This is a genomic window from Nocardiopsis coralliicola (assembly GCF_054779695.1).
The window spans coordinates 404,644-421,739 of record NZ_BAAGXT010000001.1 but is presented as its reverse complement, the minus strand read 5'-3'; the positions used below and the strand labels follow the sequence as shown (position 1 = coordinate 421,739).

Sequence of the window (17,096 nt, the reverse complement as noted above, 5' to 3'; positions counted from 1 at the left end):
CTCTCTCCTCTGCCTCAGCCCGTGTAGGGAGTGAACGCCTCGTAGGTCCAGGCGTTGGCCTCGCGGTCCAAAACGAGGTCGACCACCAGAGGCGTACCCGAGGCGAACCCCTCGCGCACAGCGTCCACCAGCGACTCCTGGTCGGTTACCCGCACGCCGGTCAGACCCATCCCTCGGGCCACCTGCGCGAAGTCCACGTCCTGGAAGTCCACTCCGACCGTGCGGCCGTTGAAGTGCAGGACTTGCTCCTGTCGGATGTTGCCGTAGCTTGAGTCGTTGAGCACCACGACGACTACGGGGCCGCCCACGCGTGCCAGGGTCTCCAGCTCGCCCAGACTCATCCCGAGGGACCCGTCGCCGATCAGCGCCAGGACCGGCCGCTCGGGGGACTCGGCCGCCGAGGCGATAGCCGCGGGCAGGGCGAAGCCCATGTTCCCGAAGCCGACCGGCTTGATGTAGCGGTAGGGGACGGGCATCTCCCACAGGAAGGACCACACCCCGGGGTTGCCCGCGTCCGGGATGAGCACGGCGTCTTCGGGAGTGACGTCGCGCAGTCGGCGCACGGCCACGGCGGGAGAGACCGTGCCCGGGTTGCGCGGCTGCACATCGGAGCTGAGCTCCCACCAGTCCTGTTCGGCCTTGCGCAACTCCGCGACCCACTCCTCGCGGGAGGCCCGCGCCCGCTCTGCCTCGCCCGCGGTGGCCTGGGTGAGGTCGCGCGCAAAGGCGCCGAGTTCACCCACGACACCGGTGGTGACCTCGGCGTAGTAGCGGCCGATCATGGCCGGGTCGACGTCGACCTGGATGATCTCGGGCAGCGCGCGGCGCCAGCGGGTGGTGGAGACGGCGTTGAGGCTGTTGCCCAGAGCCAGCACCAAGTCGGCGTCCCCGATCACCCGGGTGGACAGCTGGGTCCCCATCCGGCTCAGCGCCCCGAAGACCAGGGGGTGGGAGGTCGGGACCGCGCCCATACCGTTGAACGTGGTGATGACCGGGATGTTCAGGGCATCGGCGAGGGCGAGGACGTCGTCGCTGCTTCGTCCGCGGTTACCCCCGTTGCCGAGCCAGATGACCGGGCGCTCGGCGGCGAGCAGGCGGGTGGCGACCGCCTCGACCTGCGGGGGCGCGGCCACGGGGCGCGAGCCCACCCAGGAGCGGACCGGGTGCACCTCGGGAAGCGCGGGCGGGTCGGGCATCGGCTGCTCGATGGTGTCGCGGGCGAAGTCCAGGTGGACCGGGCCCGGGTTGCCGGTCATGGCGTTGACGTAGGCCTCCTCCATGGCCTGCTTGATCGAGGTGGGATGCGCCACCAGGCGGCCGTACTTGACGTAGTTGCGGAAGATGTCGACGTGGTCGGCGTTCTGAGCATCGTCCTTGTGGATGTTCTCGCCGTTGTTGTTGCAGGTGACAATGATCGCGGGGCTCGAGTCGCGGAAGGCGCCGCCCACCCCGGTGAGCAGGTTCGTCGCGCCCGGTCCGGTGGTGGAGATCGCCACCGCGGGGCGGCCGGTGAGCCTGCCGTAGGCGTCGGCCATGACCGCCGCCGCGTTCTCGTGGCGAGTGTGCACGAACTCGATGGAGTCCGTGTCGATGATCGCGTCGGTGATGGCGAGGGTCTGCCCGCCCACCACGCCGAAGACGTGGGTGACTCCGAGCGACTCCAGCATTTTGACGACGAACTCGCCGCCGGTCATCTCCGTCATGGGGTTCTGTTCCGTTCTCATCGGGTGGCTGTCTGGTGGGGGGCGCTGGCCCACCCGGCGGCGCTAAGCTTCCCGTCAGCTCGGCGCACCCAGATTTCGAACTCGGTCCTGTCGTGGTCGACCGCGGTGACCACGCCTTCGGCCGTGAACGGCTCGTGCACGTCGAGGGTGTTGAGGAACTTGACGCGCATCCAGCCGCCGGCGAAGAAAGGTGCGCCGACAGCGCGGGTCAGGAGCTCGGCGAGAACGCCGAACTGCTGCTGCCCCTGCACGATGGGGACTTCCAAGCCCGCTTCCCGTGCCAGGTCGAGGTCGTTGTGGATGTTGCGCACGTACTCTCCGACGCGGGAGAACACGGCGGCCTGTTCGACGGTGATGCTCTTGGTCAATGGGCTAAGTACCTGTCCCGGCTCCGGCGCGGCGGGGTCGAAGGCAGGGGCCCCGTCCGGCACATCGCCGGTGACCCGGCGCGGCCCGGCGGCGCCCGGCTCCGAGGAGCCCCGGCCCGCGACGTCGCCCGGCCTGGTGCGCAGGATCTCGACGCCGCGGTGGCGCAGCACGCTGCGCCCGTCCTGACCGGTGGCGGTGGCCTCCATCACGACGTAGCCCTGACCGCGCCGTTCATAGGACTCCGTGTAGGCCCCCGCGAGCGTGACCTCTTCGTCAAGAAAGGCCGGGGAGTCGAACCAGAGCTGTTCTTCGGTGTGCAGCCCCACGACTCGACTGGCCGCGTAGACCGTGGTGAACAACTGCACGAGGTCGTTGCCCAGCAGCGCGGCGTGTCCCACGCGGCGCCCGTCGAAAGGGCTGGACTCCAGGTGCCACGGGTGATGGTCGTCCTGGGTGAAGGCGAACCTCTTGATCTTGTGGTCGTCGACGCGCACCGTCGCCGGTCCGAGCCGCTCAGGGATCTCCAGGTTCTCGAAAAGCGGTTCCTTCAGCCCGACCTCGGGGTCGTCGCCCGATCGGGCGGCGCGGGGATCGGTGAGATCACGCCATGCGGGTTCGGGGCTCACCGGACGTCCTCACTCTCTTCATTGAGTTCCGACCTGTTCGTCTCCGGCGCCAGATAGGCGCAGAACACGCCGACCCCCAGGGACGCCGCCGTGAGTGCGGCGATCGGCCACGGGTCGCCGTCAGTGGCGGCGAACAGGGCCGTGGCGAGCATGGGCCAGAACCCGATCAGGATCGAGGGGACCTGCGCCGCCAGGGAGACGCCGGTGTAGCGGACCTTGGTGCCGAACAGCTCCGAGAAGAACGCGGGCTCCACCCCGTACACCGCTCCGACCCCGATGCTGTAGGTCAGCGTGTAGATCACGTACATCAGCAGGATGTTCTCGGCTGAGAGGATCCAGAAGAAGGGGAAGACGACCACGGCTCCGAACAGGGAGCCGCCGATGAAGACCTTGCGCCGCCCGAGAGTGTCGCTGTACTTGCCGAAGAAGTAGTAGGTGTAGATGGCGAATCCGGCGGCGATCGACGAGGCGATCAGCACGTGCGTGCGGGGGATGTCGGTGTAGTTCTCGACGAAGGTCAGGCCGATGGTCAAAACGATGTAGCCGAAGACGGCCTCGCCGAGACGCATACCCATCGCGAGCAGCAGCGGCTTCTTGAAGTTCTGGAAGAGATCGACCAGGGGCATCTTCTCCTTGGCCTTGGCGGTGTCGCGCTCGCTTTCCAGGCGGTTCTGCGCCTCCTGGAAGGCGGGGGTTTCGGTGAGCTTGAACCGGATGAAGAGGCCGACAACGATCAACACGGCACTGAGCAGGAAGGGAATCCGCCAGCCCCAAGCGAAGAGTTCCTCGTCCGGCAGGAGCGAGACGACGGCGAAGACAGCGGTGGAGCAGACGAGCCCCACTGCGTTGCCGATCTGCGGGAAGCTTCCGTATGCTCCGCGCTTGTCAGCCGGCGCGTATTCGACAGCGACCAGGGAGGCCCCGCCCCACTCACCTCCGACGGCGAACCCCTGCGCGAGCCGGAGCACCACCAGCATCGCCGCCGCCCACAGGCCGACCTGCTCGGCCGTCGGCAGCAGGCCGATCAGGAAGGTGGACACGCCCATGAGCATCAGCGTGGTGATCAGCGCGATCTTGCGGCCGAACTTGTCCCCGAAGTGGCCGAAGACCACGGCACCGAGCGGACGAGCGACGAAGCCGACACCGAAGACGGCGAACGCGGACAGGGTGCCCAGGATCGGGTCGTCGTGATTGGGGAAGAACAGCGGCCCGAAGACCAGAGCCGAGGCGGTCCCGAAGATGAAGTAGTCGTACCACTCGACAGCCGTACCGACGAGGCTTGCGACGGCGGCCCGCTTGGCGAGCTTGCCCCGTTCCTGGGGCGTCTCCGGCGCTAAAGGCGAGGTGTTGGTCATGGTGGTTCCTCTAGATTTCGCTGGATCCAAGAACGTGTCGACCGGTCAGATCAGTCGGCTGGGACGATCGGGGGAGCCGCCGATCTCGGCGGAGGCCCAGCCGACCGCGGTCTTGACCCCGTGGTCGTTCTCGATCCAGACCTCGAGTTCGAGCCGTCCGTCGATCTCTCCGAGCACTGCTCCGGTGGTGGTGAGCACGTCGCCGACGTAGGCCGGAGACAGGAAGCGCAAGTCGAGGTCTCCGCTGGTGAACCAGGTCGCGCCGAAGAAGTCGACGAGGTTGCCGATGATGTGCCCGGTCTGCTGCTGGGCCTGCACGATGGTGCGGTCCAGACCGGTCTCCGCGGCCTTCTCCACGCTGGTGTGCACGTTGGCGTAGCCCTTGCCGGCCCAGGAGAAGACGGACATCTGGTCCTGGGTGAAGCTCACAGTGCGGGAGGGGATCGCGGCCCTCTCCGCCGCGCCTCGGACTGCGGTGGGGAGAGCGGGCACGGAAGCATCAACGACGCCGGACACCGAGCGCTTGCGCGATGACTCCGCGGAACGGCCCTTGCCGACAATGTCGCCGGCGACCGTGCGCATGATCTCCCGGCCCGTGTGTTCGACGAGCACTCGCCCGTCGGCGCCGCGAGCCGTCGCCTCAAGGGTGACGTAGCCCTGGCCGCGGGACTCGTACTTCTCGGTATAGGCGCCCTGCACGGTCACGGTCTCGCCCACGGAGACCGGTGAACGGAACCGCAGCGTCTCGTGGGTGTGCAGACCTTGGGCGGTGTTGCCGTCGTAGCCCTGGTAAAAGAGAAACAGCAGGTCGTTGGCGAGTACGAGCGGGTGCCCGACCGGCCCGCCGAACGGTGATCGGCGGAAGTACCAGTCACCGAAGTCGTTCTGGGCGTAGGCGTAGTCCAGCACCTTTCGCTGATCGACGTCGAGCGTGACCGGGCCGAAGGCTTCGGGGATCTCGACGAGCTCGTAGCGGGCTTCCTTCAGGGGTGCCATGGGTCCTCCGTCGGAGTGCAACAAGGCGAGATTAAGAGGAGATGTCTAGACAACTAGTTTTATGTTACGGCTGTTGCTTTTGGAGTGTCAAGAGTCACGTTGAGGCGGTGTTTCTCGTGTTGTCCTCACTTCGCCAGTGCGGGCGAGGGCCGCATGCGGGGGCACGGGAGGCTTCCGAGCCCGGAAGGGATCAGCACCCTGTTAGCGCCGAGGCAGAACAGCGGTGGCCTCGATGGACACGCAATCCGCGCGGCCGCGAACGCTCGCCGTGATCCGGCCCGGCCGCGGCGGGCCGTCGCCGCGGTACCTCGTACCGCTCGGCCCTTCAGCGGCGACGAACGAACATCCCTACGACGGGACTGGCTGCACGAGCGAGGAAACTGCCGAGGTCAAATGCCTCAGAGCCGAGAACAAGCGGGCCCCTGAACACCGTCGCCCGCAGGAAGATCGACACCGAACGCATCCGCCACCACTAGGACGACATCTGCCGCGTGGTCGCTGTCAGCTTTCGCCCGCACCCACGGTCAAGACGCACGGCCTACTCGTTCCCGCTCCCGGACGTGCCCGGCGGGCGCCGTCAGCTCCGCGACCCCGACCAGACGCTGAACGGCAACGAAGAGGAGTAGGCGCCCGCCCGTGGGCAGCGGCCCCATCGGAACCCTCGCGGTCGCCGGAGCCCGACGGGCCGACGCGGCCGAGGTCATCGCCGCCGACCTCCACGCCGCCGCCTGCACATCGCCGAATCGGTCGGCGCGACGCACACCCTGGACGCCGCTGACGGGGCGGCGGTAGCCGCAGCCGACGCTGATGTAGCCATCGAGTCGTCCGGCACCCACCAGGGGCTGGCCTCAGCGATCAGCGGGACTACCCGCGGCGGCACGGTCGTCATGGTGGGGCTGCTGCCCGGTGGTCCGCAGCCGGTGCCCGTCGCGCTCGCGATCAGCCGCGAACTCCGCCTCGTCGGATCGTTCCGCTTCAACGACGAGAGCGATGAGGCCATCGCGGCGATCGCGGACGGTTCGCTGGCCGTCGAACCGATCATCACCCATACCTTCCCCGTCGGCCAAGCCCTCGACGCCTTCGGCACGGCCGCCGACCCCTCAGCGTCCGGCAAGGTCCTGCTCGCCTTCTGAGCGGACGGAGCGCCATGTCAGCCGCCGGCGGTCGCGCCGCTCCCGCCTGACCCTTGCGCCAAGCGCGTCGCCGGGTCCGGCGGGCCGACATAGGACTTGGCCGCCCTGGCCCGGTCACGGCCCAGCACGGGACAACGCCGGCCCCAACCGCTGGCGCCTCGGGCAGAGGTGGGAGGCGCGATTGGTGAACGCCTCGCGCATGAGCGGTCAATCGCACCGCAGACATGGCAGGCCATCACGCCCGTACGTGTTCAGCGAGTGCGCGAAGAACCCCCCTCCCCGCGCTGGCTACGTTGGACACTGATCCGCGCCGAGGAGGCCTTTTTTTCCTGTTCCGAGACCGCTGTCAACGAGGTCCGCCGTTTATGGAACCGCGCAGCGGTACGTGTTGTGCACACCTCTATCCATGTTCTGCAATGGTCGCGATGGCGACGAAGCACACAATGGCGAGCCCGCGTCAGCCATTACCGCAGGTATGAGAACCACGACCTTCGCTGCACTACTGTGCGCCGTCCCTACGGATTGTCCGCTCCTGGGACTCGTCCTCGCTTTCGCGGGCCGCCGCGTCGCCCTCCTGTAGCGCTGCGCTCTCTGCCATAGCCCTGCTCGCGCGCCGGTGCAGCCGGTAGGAGAGCAGAGCGGATACCAGTGCGGCGGCGACGAAGCAGAGGAAGATCGGGCTGGAGAGCATGGACGAGGGGGAGATCGCCATGGTCTGGCGCAGGGACAGCTCCAGCATCGGCCCGAGGATGAACCCCATGACGAACGGCGCGATCGGCAGCTTCCACTTCCCCATCGCCCAACCTGCGAGTCCGGCGATGAGGCAGACCCACACGTCGAACACGCTGTTGCGTGCGGTGAACGCGCCCACCAGGCAGCAGGCCAGGATAATCGGTGCCAGAATCCCATAGGGCACCTGGGCGATCTTTGCCCAGAGGCCGACGAGCGGCAGATTGAGGAGTAGCAGCACGATGTTGGCGATGAAGAAGCTCGCGATGATTGCCGCTGTGAGGTCGAGATTACTGGTGAACATGGTGGGCCCGGGTGTCACGCCGTAGACCATGAGTGCGGCCATGATCAGCGCCATGGTCGGCCCAGTGGGGATTCCCAAGCTGAAGAGCGGTACGAAACCGGCCATCGCCGTGGAATTGTTGGCGGCCTCGGCGCCCCCGATGCCCTCGACTGCGCCCTTTCCGAACCTGGATTCCCCGCGGCGCAGGGATCGTCGGCGCTCCGTGGCATAGCTCAAGAAGGCGGTGATCGACGGCAGCATTCCGGGAATCAGCCCCAGGGGGAATCCAAGGGCCGTCCCACGCGCTCCCGCGGCGGCGCTGCGACGGACCTCGCCCCTGGTCGGCATCAGTGATCCGACACGTTGCGAGCGCACCTTGACCGCGCCCTCTTCCAACGTGCGGAGTACCTGCGCCACTCCGAACAGTCCGATCATCACGGGAACGATGTCGAGCCCTTGCATGAGCTCCGTCGAACCGAAGGTCATGCGGGGCTGGCTACTGGTCAGATCCAGTCCTACCGAGGCCAGGAGCATTCCCGCCGCGGCCATTCCGATGCCGCGCACCACGGATCCGGCCGACAGCGCGGCAATGGCCGTCAAGCTGAACACGACCAGTCCCAGCATCTCCGCGGGGCCGAACTCCAAGGCGAGCCCTGCCAGGTGCGGCCCGATCAGGGCTACCCCCGCGGAGCCGATGATTCCGGCGGCGAAAGACGCGACGGCGGCGATCGCCAACGCGACGCCGGCTCGGCCGCGGCGGGTCATGGGGTAGCCCTCGAGTGCTGCGGGAAGGGAGGAGACCTCACCGGGAATTCGGAGGAGGACTGCGGTCGTTGACCCCCCGTACATGGCGCCGTAGTAGATCGACGCAAGAACCATGATTCCCGCGGCCGGTTCGAGGTAGGTCGTCAGTGGGAACAGGATGGCGATAGCTGTGACCGGCCCGAGACCGGGTATGACGCCGACCATCGTCCCGGCAAGGCATCCCAATACGGCAAGAAGCAGCACTTGAGGGCGCATGATCTCGGCGAACCCGCCGAGGATTTCGGGAATACCCACCAGTCGTCACCTTTCAAGCGCGCCACGGGATCGGCCGGGTTTGAAGTCAGAATCCGAAGGGGCCGCTGGGCAAGACCACCCCGATGGCGGAAAACGCCAGAACGAAAGTTGCGCCGATCACCGCGGCGCCGAGGATGGATCCGATCCAGCCGAACCGGGATATGAACCGAAGGAACGCGAATACCGTCAGGCCGTTGGTGATCGCGAAACCTGCGAACGGGAGCGCGGCGGCGTAGAGAACGACCAAGGCGATGCACAACGAGACGTCACGCACCGGATTTGCGGGGGTGATGACCTCGACGTCGCCGGTCTCGTCTTCGTCATTGACGACTGAGCCCCGCACCTTGGCGACGCGGCTGGGGCGCTCGGCGTACGCCGCACTCCCGAAGATTATGATCCCCAAGCCCAGGAGGTACCAGCCGGCCATGTCCGCCTGTGCCTGGACAGGGATGTACAGGAGGAAGCGCAAGCCCTCTGCCACGGCGATCAGCGCGACAAGGAGAAGGGCAACAAGAGGCAGGTAGTCGTTGACTTTTCGGCGCGGCGAGTCCGATTCCTTCGGGCTGGATTCCTCGACCGCCTTGTGATCCTGAGAGAGTGGATTACTCATCGGATAACCTGATCTCGTCGTACAGCCCGGAAAATTCGTCGCTCTCTTCTGCGACCGCGTCTCGCAACTCTTTTCCTGTCACTACATCAGGTTCCATTCCGACGCTTTCAAGTTGGCCTGCGAAGGCGTCCTGTTCAGCGAGAACGGTGACGAGATCAGCGATCACATTCGCCAGGTTGTCGTCCATGCCCGCGGGGCCCGACACCCCGACCCAGTACGGCATGTCCACTTCAGGAAGGTCGAGTTCCGCGGTTGTGGGGGCGTCAGGGAGTTCCTCCATCCGCTCGTCACCGGTCACTGCCACGGCGCGCAGCTCACCCGACTCCTGCAGGGTGAAGGTGGAGCTTGCCCCGCCGGCGCCGAAGTCGATATCACCGGCTGCGACCGCCCGCATGACGTCTCCTGAGCTCTCGAACGGCACGCGCCGCACTTTCGTGACGTCGATGTCGTGTGCGGTAAGGAGCTGGACCGTCGCGAAGTCGCTGGTGCTGCTCCCGCCGATCCACCCGACGGTGAAGTTCTCTGGCACTTCGCGAGCCGCATCCAGGGCATCCCCGAGGTCCTGGTACTCGGAGTTGCCTCCGACCACGTAGGCGTGCGGCCCTGACGCGATCCGAGCGATGAAGGTCCGATCTTTCCAGTCGTAGGGCACATAAGGCAGGAGCCCCTGAATGGAACTCGATCCGGCACCGTCCGCGAGAAGCGTGTACCCATCCGGGTCCGCTCTGCGCACGTTATCGACGCCGATGATCTGGTCCGCGCCGGGCTGATTGACGATGTTGACTGGAACCCCGATCTCGGCGCTCAGGGCATCGGCGGCGGCCCGTGCCGCGATGTCGGTCGCTCCGCCGGGGGCGAAGGGAACGACGTATTCGACAGCTCGACTGGGGTACTCCTCTGGCGGCTCTGAAGCCTCACTACACGAGGTGGTGAGGATCAGGGCAGCGCCGACCACGGCTGCCGAGCGCAGGCATTTCATGGGCGGTCGCCCTCAATCTGGGCTGCCCGCTCTTCAGCAACGTCCACCCCGTAGATGTCTCGGGCCGCATCCGGCGAGATCCGGCGCCGCCGCAGGTCGGCCTGCACGGCTTGGGCGGGGCGTTCATTCGGGGGGCCGTAACCGCCTGACCCGGGGCTCTCGATGCGGACCACATCATCGCGGCGCAGCACGACTCCCGACAGACGTCCTCCGGGGAGGGTTTCCTCGTTGGGAGTACCGGGGCGCAGGATAAAGCGGCCTGTGGTGCCGTCCGTGCCGCCCTCCAGCCCTCGGGGCGGCAGGAATTGGCGGTCTGCGTGTGCGGAGAAGTCCGCCTGGTCGGCGAGGACGCGGATGTCGCGACGTACGCCGAGTCCTCCGCGGTGGCGGCCGGCACCGCCGGAGTCGGTGATCAGCTCGTAGGTCTCCACGCGGAGCGGATACTCCAGTTCGAGTGCCTCGATCGGCAGGTTGGAGGAGTTGGTGACGTGGACCTGTACCGCGTCCATGCCGTCCCGGTCGGCGCGGGCACCGCTGCCGCCTGCGATGACTTCCGGATAGACGAAGAAGTCGTCGTCGGTGCCGGCAAAGGTGACGTAGGTGATGGAGCTGTGCGATCCCGCTGGGACGCGGCCGGGGGCGGCTTGCGCCAGTGCCGCGAGCAGGACGTCGGCGACGCGCTGACACGCGTCGGTCCGGGCTGCCACCGGTGCCGGGGCCTTGGGGTTCACGATGCTGCCGGCGGGTGCGTCGATGCGCACTGCGTCGAAAAAGCCTCCGTTCGCGGGAATCTCCGGGTCGAGCACCGCCTTCAGTGCGTAGTAGACGGTCGCCTCCAACGCGGAGCGGACCACATTGATGGCGACTCGGGCCTGTCGGCCCGTGCCGGCGAAGTCGATGTCGATCTCGTCTTTGCTGATCGTGATCGCCGTGCGGATCTCGATCGGTTCCTCACCGGGGACGTCAGGGTCGAGCCAGTCGCTGGCACGGTAGGTCCCGTCCGGAATCGCCTCTAGAGCGACTCCGAGTCGGCGTCGCGCGTAGGCCAAAAGCTCGGTGCAGACTGCGTCGATGCGCTGTGTGCCGTGGCGTTCGTGCAGTTCCGCGCAGCGGACCGCTCCGGTGTGTGCGGCCGCAAGCTGCGCCAGGAGATCCCCGTGCCGTTCTTCCGGCAGCCGGGAGTTGAGGGTCACGAAGGAGAGGACCTCGTCGTTCACCCTTCCCTCGATGGCGAAGCGGACCATCGGGATCCGCAGGCCCTCCTGGTAGATGCTGGTCGAGTCCCCGGAATTACTTCCGGGAACGTGTCCACCCACGTCCGAGTGGTGGGCGATGTTGGCGCTGAAGCCGACGAGAGCGCCTTCCACGAACACCGGGGCGCACATGGTGATGTCGGGCAGGTGGGTCCCTCCGGCGGTGTAGGGGTCGTTGGTGATGTACACATCGCCGTCTTTCAGGCCGCTTGCCCCCACGGTGTCAAGGAGCGCGTCCACCAGTCCCTTCATCGATCCCATGTGGATCGGAATGTGTTCTGCCTGCGCGATGAGGTTTCCCGCCGCGTCGAAGAGCGCCGTGGAGCAGTCGGAGCGTTCCTTGATATTGGTCGAGTAACTGGCCCGGCGCAGGACAGCGCCCATTTCCTCAGCCACGGAGAGCAACGCATTGCCGATCACTTGAACAGTGATTTGGTCGATCGGGCGTTCAGTCATCGTCTCCCACCTTGATCACCAGGTTGCCAATGCTGTCGACGGTCGCGACGGCCTGCGGGGGCACAACGGTGGTGGAGTCGAGCTGTTCGATGACCGCGGGGCCGGGGATCACATTTCCAGCCCGCAGCTTTTCTCGATCCAGCACGACTGAAGGCAATCTTCCCCGTTCTTCCCCGAAATCCACGGGCCTGTGATCCATTACCGCCTCACCCGGGGGTGGGGCGTCGCCGGTGTCCATCGTGGGAAGCCGGGGCTTGGCCACTCTCCCGTGAGCCACCGCCCTCAGATTCACCATCTGCACGGCGGAGCCCGGGTGTGCGAATCCGTAGGACTTCTCGTGTTGCCGATGAAAGTCGGCTACGGTCTCCGCCAGGCTGGTCTCATCGACTCCGGTGGCCGGGAGGTCGATGCGCAGTTCGAAGTTCTGGCGGGGATAGCGGGCGTCGGCGAGGATACTGACGCTGTGCTCGTCGGCGTCGCGCGCTTCGGCCTGGAGCCATTCCAGCGCCATCGTGTTGAGTTCTCGAATCGCACCGTTGAGCTCAGTGAGGATCTCCGGTTCTGCACGACGCATGAACGAACGGGTGAACTCGCTGCCGACATCACTGACGAGAAGACCGAGGGCGCACAGAGTGCCGGGGTTGGGGGGCACGAGCACGTAGGGCATACCGACCTCCGCGGCGACCTCGACCGCGTGCAGAGGACCGGCGCCGCCGTAGGCCATCAGCACGTAGTCGCGGGGATCCTCGCCCTTCTCCACCGAGACCTTGCGGACAGCGCGCGCCATGTGGGAGTTCGCGAGCCGGGTCACTCCGCGTGCCGCGTCGAGCATGCTGACACCGAGGGCTTCGGCGGTGGTGCCGATCGCGCGCTCGGCGGCTGGTGCGTCGATGGACATGGCGCCGCCGAGGGCCATCGAGGGGTTCTGTCGACCGCGCACGACGTTGGCGTCGGTCGTGGTGGGGTCGGTGCCACCGCGGCCGTAGGCTGCCGGTCCCGGGGATGCTCCCGCGCTCTGCGGGCCGACCCGGAGCCCGCCCGCGGCGTCCACCGCGGCAATGCTTCCGCCACCGGCCCCGATGGTGTGGACGTCCACGGACGGCACTCGGATGGGGTACCCGCCGAGCTCTCGCTCACTGGTGGGCAGGGGACGTCCTCCGCGGATTAGGCACACGTCGGTGCTGGTACCGCCCATGTCGAAGGTGATGAGGTTGTCGAAACCGGCGATACCTGCGAGGTGGCTCGCTCCGACGACGCCGGCGCTGGGGCCGGACAGCAGGGTGGAGACCGGGTGGCTGGCGACTGTTTCGGGGGAGGCGAGCCCGCCGTTGGATTGGATCACCTGCGGTCCGACGGGGAGCCCGGCGCCGGTGACGCGTTCGTCGAGCCGTCGAATGTAGCTGGACATTGCGGGACCGATGAACGAGTTGATCGTGGTTGTGGAGAATCGTTCGTATTCACGGAACTCGGGGGCGATGGCACTGGAACGCGATACATACAGTTCGGGGCGCCGAGCTCGCACGGCGGCCTCCAGCCGCCGTTCGTGCTCCGGGTTCAGGTAGCTGTGCAGCAGGCACACGGCCACGGCTTCGACATCCTGGGCCGCGAGCTGCTCCAGTACCCGGTCGATCTCGGCGTCCTGCAGGGGACGTACCGGGTGGCCGTCGGCCCCCATACGTTCGCGCACCTGGATGACGCGATCGCGAGGGACCAGGGCGGGTGGCTTCTCGGCGAAGAGTTCATAGAGGTCGGGGCGCTTTTGCCGGGCGATCTCCAGGATGTCGGGAACCCCCGCCGTGGCAATGAGCGCCGTGCGTGCCCCTTTCAGCTCGAGGAGCGCATTGGTCGCGACCGTGGTGCCGTGTCCTAGGTAGCTGACGCGGCCAGCGGTGTGCTCGCCCGGGGGGAGCACGCGGTTGACCCCGTCCGCCACTGCCTCGGACTGGTCGTGCGGAGTCGAAGGGAGTTTGTGGATGTGGAACGCGCCCGTTTTCGTGTCGAGCGCGGTGACGTCGGTGAATGTGCCGCCGACGTCGACGCCGATCCGGATCATGCGTGAGTCCGCCTCACTGTTGGTGTTCGCGGGCTGGTGAGAACGGGGTGATATCCCGGTCGCTGGAGCCGTCGGCGATGAGGTCGGCGGCGATCTCTCCGAAGACGGGAGAGAGCTTGAAGCCGTGTCCCGAGAATCCGCTCATGGCGAGCTGGCGCCGACTGCCGGGTGGTCGTCCGATGAGTGCGGTGTTGTCGGGCGTGTAGCCCTCGGCGAAGGCACGGGCGCGGACATGGTTGGGCTGGAGGCCGTTGAAGAGGTCGGCGACCGAGGATTCGACTTGGCGCGTGTGCTCCGGTGCGACCTCGTGGGTGAATGCGTCGATATCGGGCACTGCTTCTTTGGGGACGTGGAGGTTCACCTTGACCAGTCCGTCCTTGACTGCGGGGAAGAACGAGAGATTCTTGCCGGGTCCGCTCCTGCGGATTCCGACCGGGAACTCCCCCGGGGCGAACTTTTCCGGTTGCTCGGCGCGGAACCAGTGGAGGATGACCCTCCTGATCTCGAACCCTGCGCCGGGGAGGAGCTGGTGGGTCCAGGGGCCGGCGCAGAGGAGTACCTGGCCGGCTTCGACGACGCCCTGGTCGGTGTGGACCGCGACCCCGTTGTCGGTTTCCTCGACTCGCAGGCACCGCGTGGAGGGACGGATCTGTGCACCGTGCTCAGCCGCAAGGGCGGTTGCCGCCTGGACGGATGCTTCAGGATGGAGAAGTCCGCCCGCCGGGTCGTGGACTACGATTTCGTGGTCGCGCATTCGGTGCTGAGGGAAGCGGTCACGTGCTTCGCGTGCGGTGAGGACCTCATGGGGCAGATCATGTTGCTGCGCGCTGTCCAAGACGGCCGCGACGTCTGGTTCCTCCGGGGAACCGATCGTCAGGGCGCCGCTGGATACGAGCAGTTCGCGTCCTGAGGATCGGGATAGTTCCTCCCACATGCCGCGCGCTTCCCGGAGAAGCGGTACGTACCAGGAGCCCTCCTTGTAGGCGAGGCGGAAAATTCGCGTCTCGCCTCCCGAGGCACCACGACTGTGCCCGATGCCGTGTTGTTCGATTCCAACGACGCGCAGTCCTCGGGACGCCATGCGCCACGCCGCCATACTGCCCATGGCGCCGAGGCCGACGATGGCCGCGTCCCAGTTCGGCATTGCCATCCGTGCCCCTTTCCGCTGACCCGCATGGTAGATTTGACTACATGAGAGAGTCAATACTGTAATGAAAACTACAGAGAATGATTCGACTCCCCTGCACGAACGAGTCGCAGCCCTGGCCGATCAGCTCTCCCAGCGAGAACGCGACGTGGCCACCTACATGGCGGCCCACCCCGACGAAGTGGTTGCGTGTTCCACAGGCGAGCTCGGCGAACGGGTGGGGACCAGCGATGCGACCGTGGTGCGCGCGACGAAGGCGCTCGGCTACAGCGGCTACCGCGAGCTCAAGCGCTCCCTGCTGCGGACACTCACCCGCCAACGCGACCTCGCGGCCACGATGGAGGACCGCATCGGCCGGTTCGCCGAACCGGACGGCCATCACCACCCGGCACGCGTGGCAGACGACACCGCGTCGCTGCTCGGTCAACTGCGCGACGGGCTCGACGCTTCCGCGTGGCAGGCCGCCGTGGACACATTGGGAGCAGCGCAGTCCGTGATGGCCTACGGAATCGGCCCCGCAGCGACCATCGCTGACTTTCTCGCGCTGTCGCTGAACCGCATCGGCCGTTCGGCCCGCAGCGTTGACCGGACCGGATTCCGCCTGGCCGACGACCTGCTGCCCCTTAAGGCCGACGACGCGGTGGTGGTTTTCGCGCCAATCAGACCATTCCGAGAAATCACCCTCGTGATCGAACACGCGGAGACGTTGGGTGCACCCGTCGTGGTGGTGACGGAAAGCCTCGGCATGGCTCTGGGCAAAGAACACCGGATCGTGCTCTCCACTCCGCAGTCCACCACGTCCTCCGCGAGTGAAATCACCTCTGGCCTCGTCCTCGCACAGGCACTGACGCTCACTCTCGCCTCGGGCAACCGGGCAGCAGCCGTGGGCACGTTGGAGACCGTGAACGACCTGCGATCCAAGATCGGCGGCGCCGGCCTCGAAAGCCCCACCCTCCCCACAGACGTGTGACGGGGGCCGGCCGGTCCGGGACAGGGGGTTCACGGCGGGCATACGACCGCCGGCTCGCCCCCCGCCCCGGCGCGACCTGCTCAGTCCGGCCGGATCGCCGACCGCGCGCGGCGCGCCCGCACCGGCTCCGGCCTCACACGGCGAGGGGGTGTCGGCCACCGAGAGTGGACTCGCGCGCCTCCAGGTGGTGAGGTGCGATGAATACCTGGCCGGCGGGCGGCGTGGCGGCGCCGATCCGCGCCGCTAGACAGTGCACCGCGAGGTCGGCGAGGGCCGGTTTGTCCGGCACCGAGGTGGTCAACGAAGGAGTGCCGTAGAGCCCTTCCTCGGAGCCGTCGATGCCCGCGACCGCCACGTCGTCGGGAATGCCCAGACCGGCTTCGTACAGGGCCCGCAGGGCCCCCACGGCCAACGAGTCGCTGAAGCAGAACAGCGCGTCGGGCCGCACATCGGCCGGGAGCTCCGCCAGGGAGCGCGCGGCCAGCAACCCGTTGCGGCGGTCGAAGTCGCGCACCGGAGGGACCCGCCGCGGGTCGAAGGGCAGTCCCGTCTCCTCCAGGGCCTGGCGGAAACCCTCCAGCCGCTGGCGGCTGGTTGCCGTGGCCTGGGGGTCGGCGCCCACGGCCGCGATCCGGGTGCGGCCCAGAGCGGCGAGATGGGCCGTGGCCTCGCGGGCGGCGACGACGTTGTCGATGAGCACATGGTCGGCAGCGACGTGCTCGCCGACATAGCTGCGTTCGCCGAGTAGGACCAGCGGGAATTCCCCTGCGACGGAGACGAGGTCGTCGGCCGCTGCGCGCAGCGGCGAGAGGATCACGCCGTCCAGCAGCGAGGCCCCCACGCCGGTCGCGAGACGGAGCTCCTCGGCCGGGTCGCCGAACGTCTCCTCGACGAGGACGGTGAGGCCGAGGTCGGCGGCCTTCGCCCGGACGTGGCGGGCTAGCTCGGCGAAGTAGGGCGTAGAGAGTTGCGGCACCACCAGGGCGATCAGGCCGCTGCGGCCGGTCCGCAGGCGGCGCGCCGAGGGGTTCGGGCGGTAGCCGAGCTCCTCGATCGCCTGCAGGACCCGCGCTCGGGTTGAGGGAGCGACGCGGACCGTTCCCCGGACGACGTTGGAGGCGGTCTTCACCGATACGCCCGCGCGCCCCGCCACGTCCTTGAGCGTCGTTGCCGCCACCCGTCGCCTCCTGTTCGACCTGCACAGCCCTCGGCCCGGCACAGGTCCGCGGGAGCGGATCGGGCCCAGGGGGTTGACGTTCCGGACATCGGGAGTTTACAACGTTGAAAAGCGATTACAACGTTGGAATTCCGGTGAGCGGGCTCTCCCAGCCGCATCCCGCCGGGACCGATCCGC

Annotated in this window: 13 protein-coding genes; 2 read left to right on the top strand and 11 right to left on the bottom strand. The window is 67.4% G+C overall.

Annotated features, from left to right (window positions below):
• Positions 1-14: 14 nt before the first annotated feature.
• Genes ACYVGT_RS01715 through ACYVGT_RS01700 form a run of 4 tightly spaced genes read right to left on the bottom strand, consistent with a single transcriptional unit; the run spans position 15 to position 5,070 of the window.
• Positions 15-1,703: a thiamine pyrophosphate-binding protein gene (locus tag ACYVGT_RS01715; RefSeq protein WP_460854548.1), complete on the bottom strand. Its 1,689-nt coding sequence runs from the start codon at positions 1,701-1,703 to the stop codon at positions 15-17.
• Positions 1,704-1,720: 17 nt separating this feature from the next.
• The gene (locus tag ACYVGT_RS01710; protein ID WP_460854547.1) at positions 1,721-2,719 is read right to left on the bottom strand and encodes a hypothetical protein; all 999 of its coding nucleotides are present in this window, start codon (positions 2,717-2,719) and stop codon (positions 1,721-1,723) included.
• Complete coding sequence (locus tag ACYVGT_RS01705; protein ID WP_460854546.1) at positions 2,716-4,074, bottom strand: MFS transporter; 1,359 nt, start codon at positions 4,072-4,074, stop codon at positions 2,716-2,718. The genes ACYVGT_RS01710 and ACYVGT_RS01705 overlap by 4 nt, the downstream gene beginning before the upstream one ends.
• A 45-nt stretch (positions 4,075-4,119) precedes the next feature.
• Complete coding sequence (locus ACYVGT_RS01700; protein WP_460854545.1) at positions 4,120-5,070, bottom strand: hypothetical protein; 951 nt, start codon at positions 5,068-5,070, stop codon at positions 4,120-4,122.
• 728 nt (positions 5,071-5,798) lie between these two features.
• On the opposite strand from ACYVGT_RS01700, the gene ACYVGT_RS01695 reads away from it, so the two are divergent.
• Positions 5,799-6,203, top strand: coding sequence for a zinc-binding dehydrogenase (locus tag ACYVGT_RS01695; RefSeq protein WP_460854624.1), 405 nt, complete (start codon positions 5,799-5,801; stop codon positions 6,201-6,203).
• Positions 6,204-6,702: 499 nt separating this feature from the next.
• Here ACYVGT_RS01695 and ACYVGT_RS01690 read toward each other — a convergent pair whose 3' ends face one another.
• The 6 genes from ACYVGT_RS01690 to solA are packed head-to-tail and all read right to left on the bottom strand — an operon-like array spanning position 6,703 to position 14,775.
• Positions 6,703-8,274 carry a tripartite tricarboxylate transporter permease gene (locus ACYVGT_RS01690; protein WP_460854544.1) on the bottom strand — a complete coding sequence of 524 codons (1,572 nt, stop codon included), beginning with the start codon at positions 8,272-8,274 and terminating at the stop codon, positions 6,703-6,705.
• A gap of 46 nt (positions 8,275-8,320) precedes the next feature.
• Positions 8,321-8,884 (bottom strand): hypothetical protein, encoded by a 564-nt coding sequence (locus ACYVGT_RS01685; RefSeq protein ID WP_460854543.1) that lies wholly within the window; start codon positions 8,882-8,884, stop codon positions 8,321-8,323.
• On the bottom strand, positions 8,877-9,863 hold the full coding sequence (locus tag ACYVGT_RS01680; protein ID WP_460854542.1) for a tripartite tricarboxylate transporter substrate binding protein: 987 nt from the start codon (positions 9,861-9,863) through the stop codon (positions 8,877-8,879). The genes ACYVGT_RS01685 and ACYVGT_RS01680 overlap by 8 nt, the downstream gene beginning before the upstream one ends.
• On the bottom strand, positions 9,860-11,572 hold the full coding sequence (locus tag ACYVGT_RS01675) for a hydantoinase B/oxoprolinase family protein (RefSeq protein ID WP_460854541.1): 1,713 nt from the start codon (positions 11,570-11,572) through the stop codon (positions 9,860-9,862). The genes ACYVGT_RS01680 and ACYVGT_RS01675 overlap by 4 nt, the downstream gene beginning before the upstream one ends.
• Entirely contained in the window at positions 11,565-13,625 is a 2,061-nt protein-coding gene (locus ACYVGT_RS01670) for a hydantoinase/oxoprolinase family protein (protein WP_460854539.1), read from the bottom strand. The genes ACYVGT_RS01675 and ACYVGT_RS01670 overlap by 8 nt, the downstream gene beginning before the upstream one ends.
• 13 nt (positions 13,626-13,638) lie before the next feature.
• Positions 13,639-14,775, bottom strand: a complete 1,137-nt coding sequence (gene solA, locus ACYVGT_RS01665) for an N-methyl-L-tryptophan oxidase (RefSeq protein WP_460854537.1) — start codon at positions 14,773-14,775, stop codon at positions 13,639-13,641.
• A 61-nt stretch (positions 14,776-14,836) separates the two neighbouring features.
• On the opposite strand from solA, the gene ACYVGT_RS01660 reads away from it, so the two are divergent.
• Positions 14,837-15,742, top strand: a complete 906-nt coding sequence (locus ACYVGT_RS01660) for a MurR/RpiR family transcriptional regulator (protein WP_460854536.1) — start codon at positions 14,837-14,839, stop codon at positions 15,740-15,742.
• Positions 15,743-15,875: 133 nt separating this feature from the next.
• Here ACYVGT_RS01660 and ACYVGT_RS01655 read toward each other — a convergent pair whose 3' ends face one another.
• On the bottom strand, positions 15,876-16,919 hold the full coding sequence (locus ACYVGT_RS01655; RefSeq protein ID WP_460854535.1) for a LacI family DNA-binding transcriptional regulator: 1,044 nt from the start codon (positions 16,917-16,919) through the stop codon (positions 15,876-15,878).
• Positions 16,920-17,096: the final 177 nt, after the last annotated feature.

What these genes read in the sequence shown, in the direction of transcription:
- ACYVGT_RS01715 (WP_460854548.1), bottom strand. Translation starts at nt 1,703, where the DNA reads ATGACGGAGATGACCGGCGGCGAGTTCGTCGTCAAAATGCTGGAGTCG.
- ACYVGT_RS01705 (WP_460854546.1), bottom strand. Translation starts at nt 4,074, where the DNA reads ATGACCAACACCTCGCCTTTAGCGCCGGAGACGCCCCAGGAACGGGGC.
- ACYVGT_RS01700 (WP_460854545.1), bottom strand. Translation starts at nt 5,070, where the DNA reads ATGGCACCCCTGAAGGAAGCCCGCTACGAGCTCGTCGAGATCCCCGAA.
- ACYVGT_RS01685 (WP_460854543.1), bottom strand. Translation starts at nt 8,884, where the DNA reads ATGAGTAATCCACTCTCTCAGGATCACAAGGCGGTCGAGGAATCCAGC.
- ACYVGT_RS01680 (WP_460854542.1), bottom strand. Translation starts at nt 9,863, where the DNA reads ATGAAATGCCTGCGCTCGGCAGCCGTGGTCGGCGCTGCCCTGATCCTC.
- ACYVGT_RS01675 (WP_460854541.1), bottom strand. Translation starts at nt 11,572, where the DNA reads ATGACTGAACGCCCGATCGACCAAATCACTGTTCAAGTGATCGGCAAT.
- ACYVGT_RS01670 (WP_460854539.1), bottom strand. Translation starts at nt 13,625, where the DNA reads ATGATCCGGATCGGCGTCGACGTCGGCGGCACATTCACCGACGTCACC.
- solA (WP_460854537.1), bottom strand. Translation starts at nt 14,775, where the DNA reads ATGGCAATGCCGAACTGGGACGCGGCCATCGTCGGCCTCGGCGCCATG.
- ACYVGT_RS01660 (WP_460854536.1), top strand. Translation starts at nt 14,837, where the DNA reads ATGAAAACTACAGAGAATGATTCGACTCCCCTGCACGAACGAGTCGCA.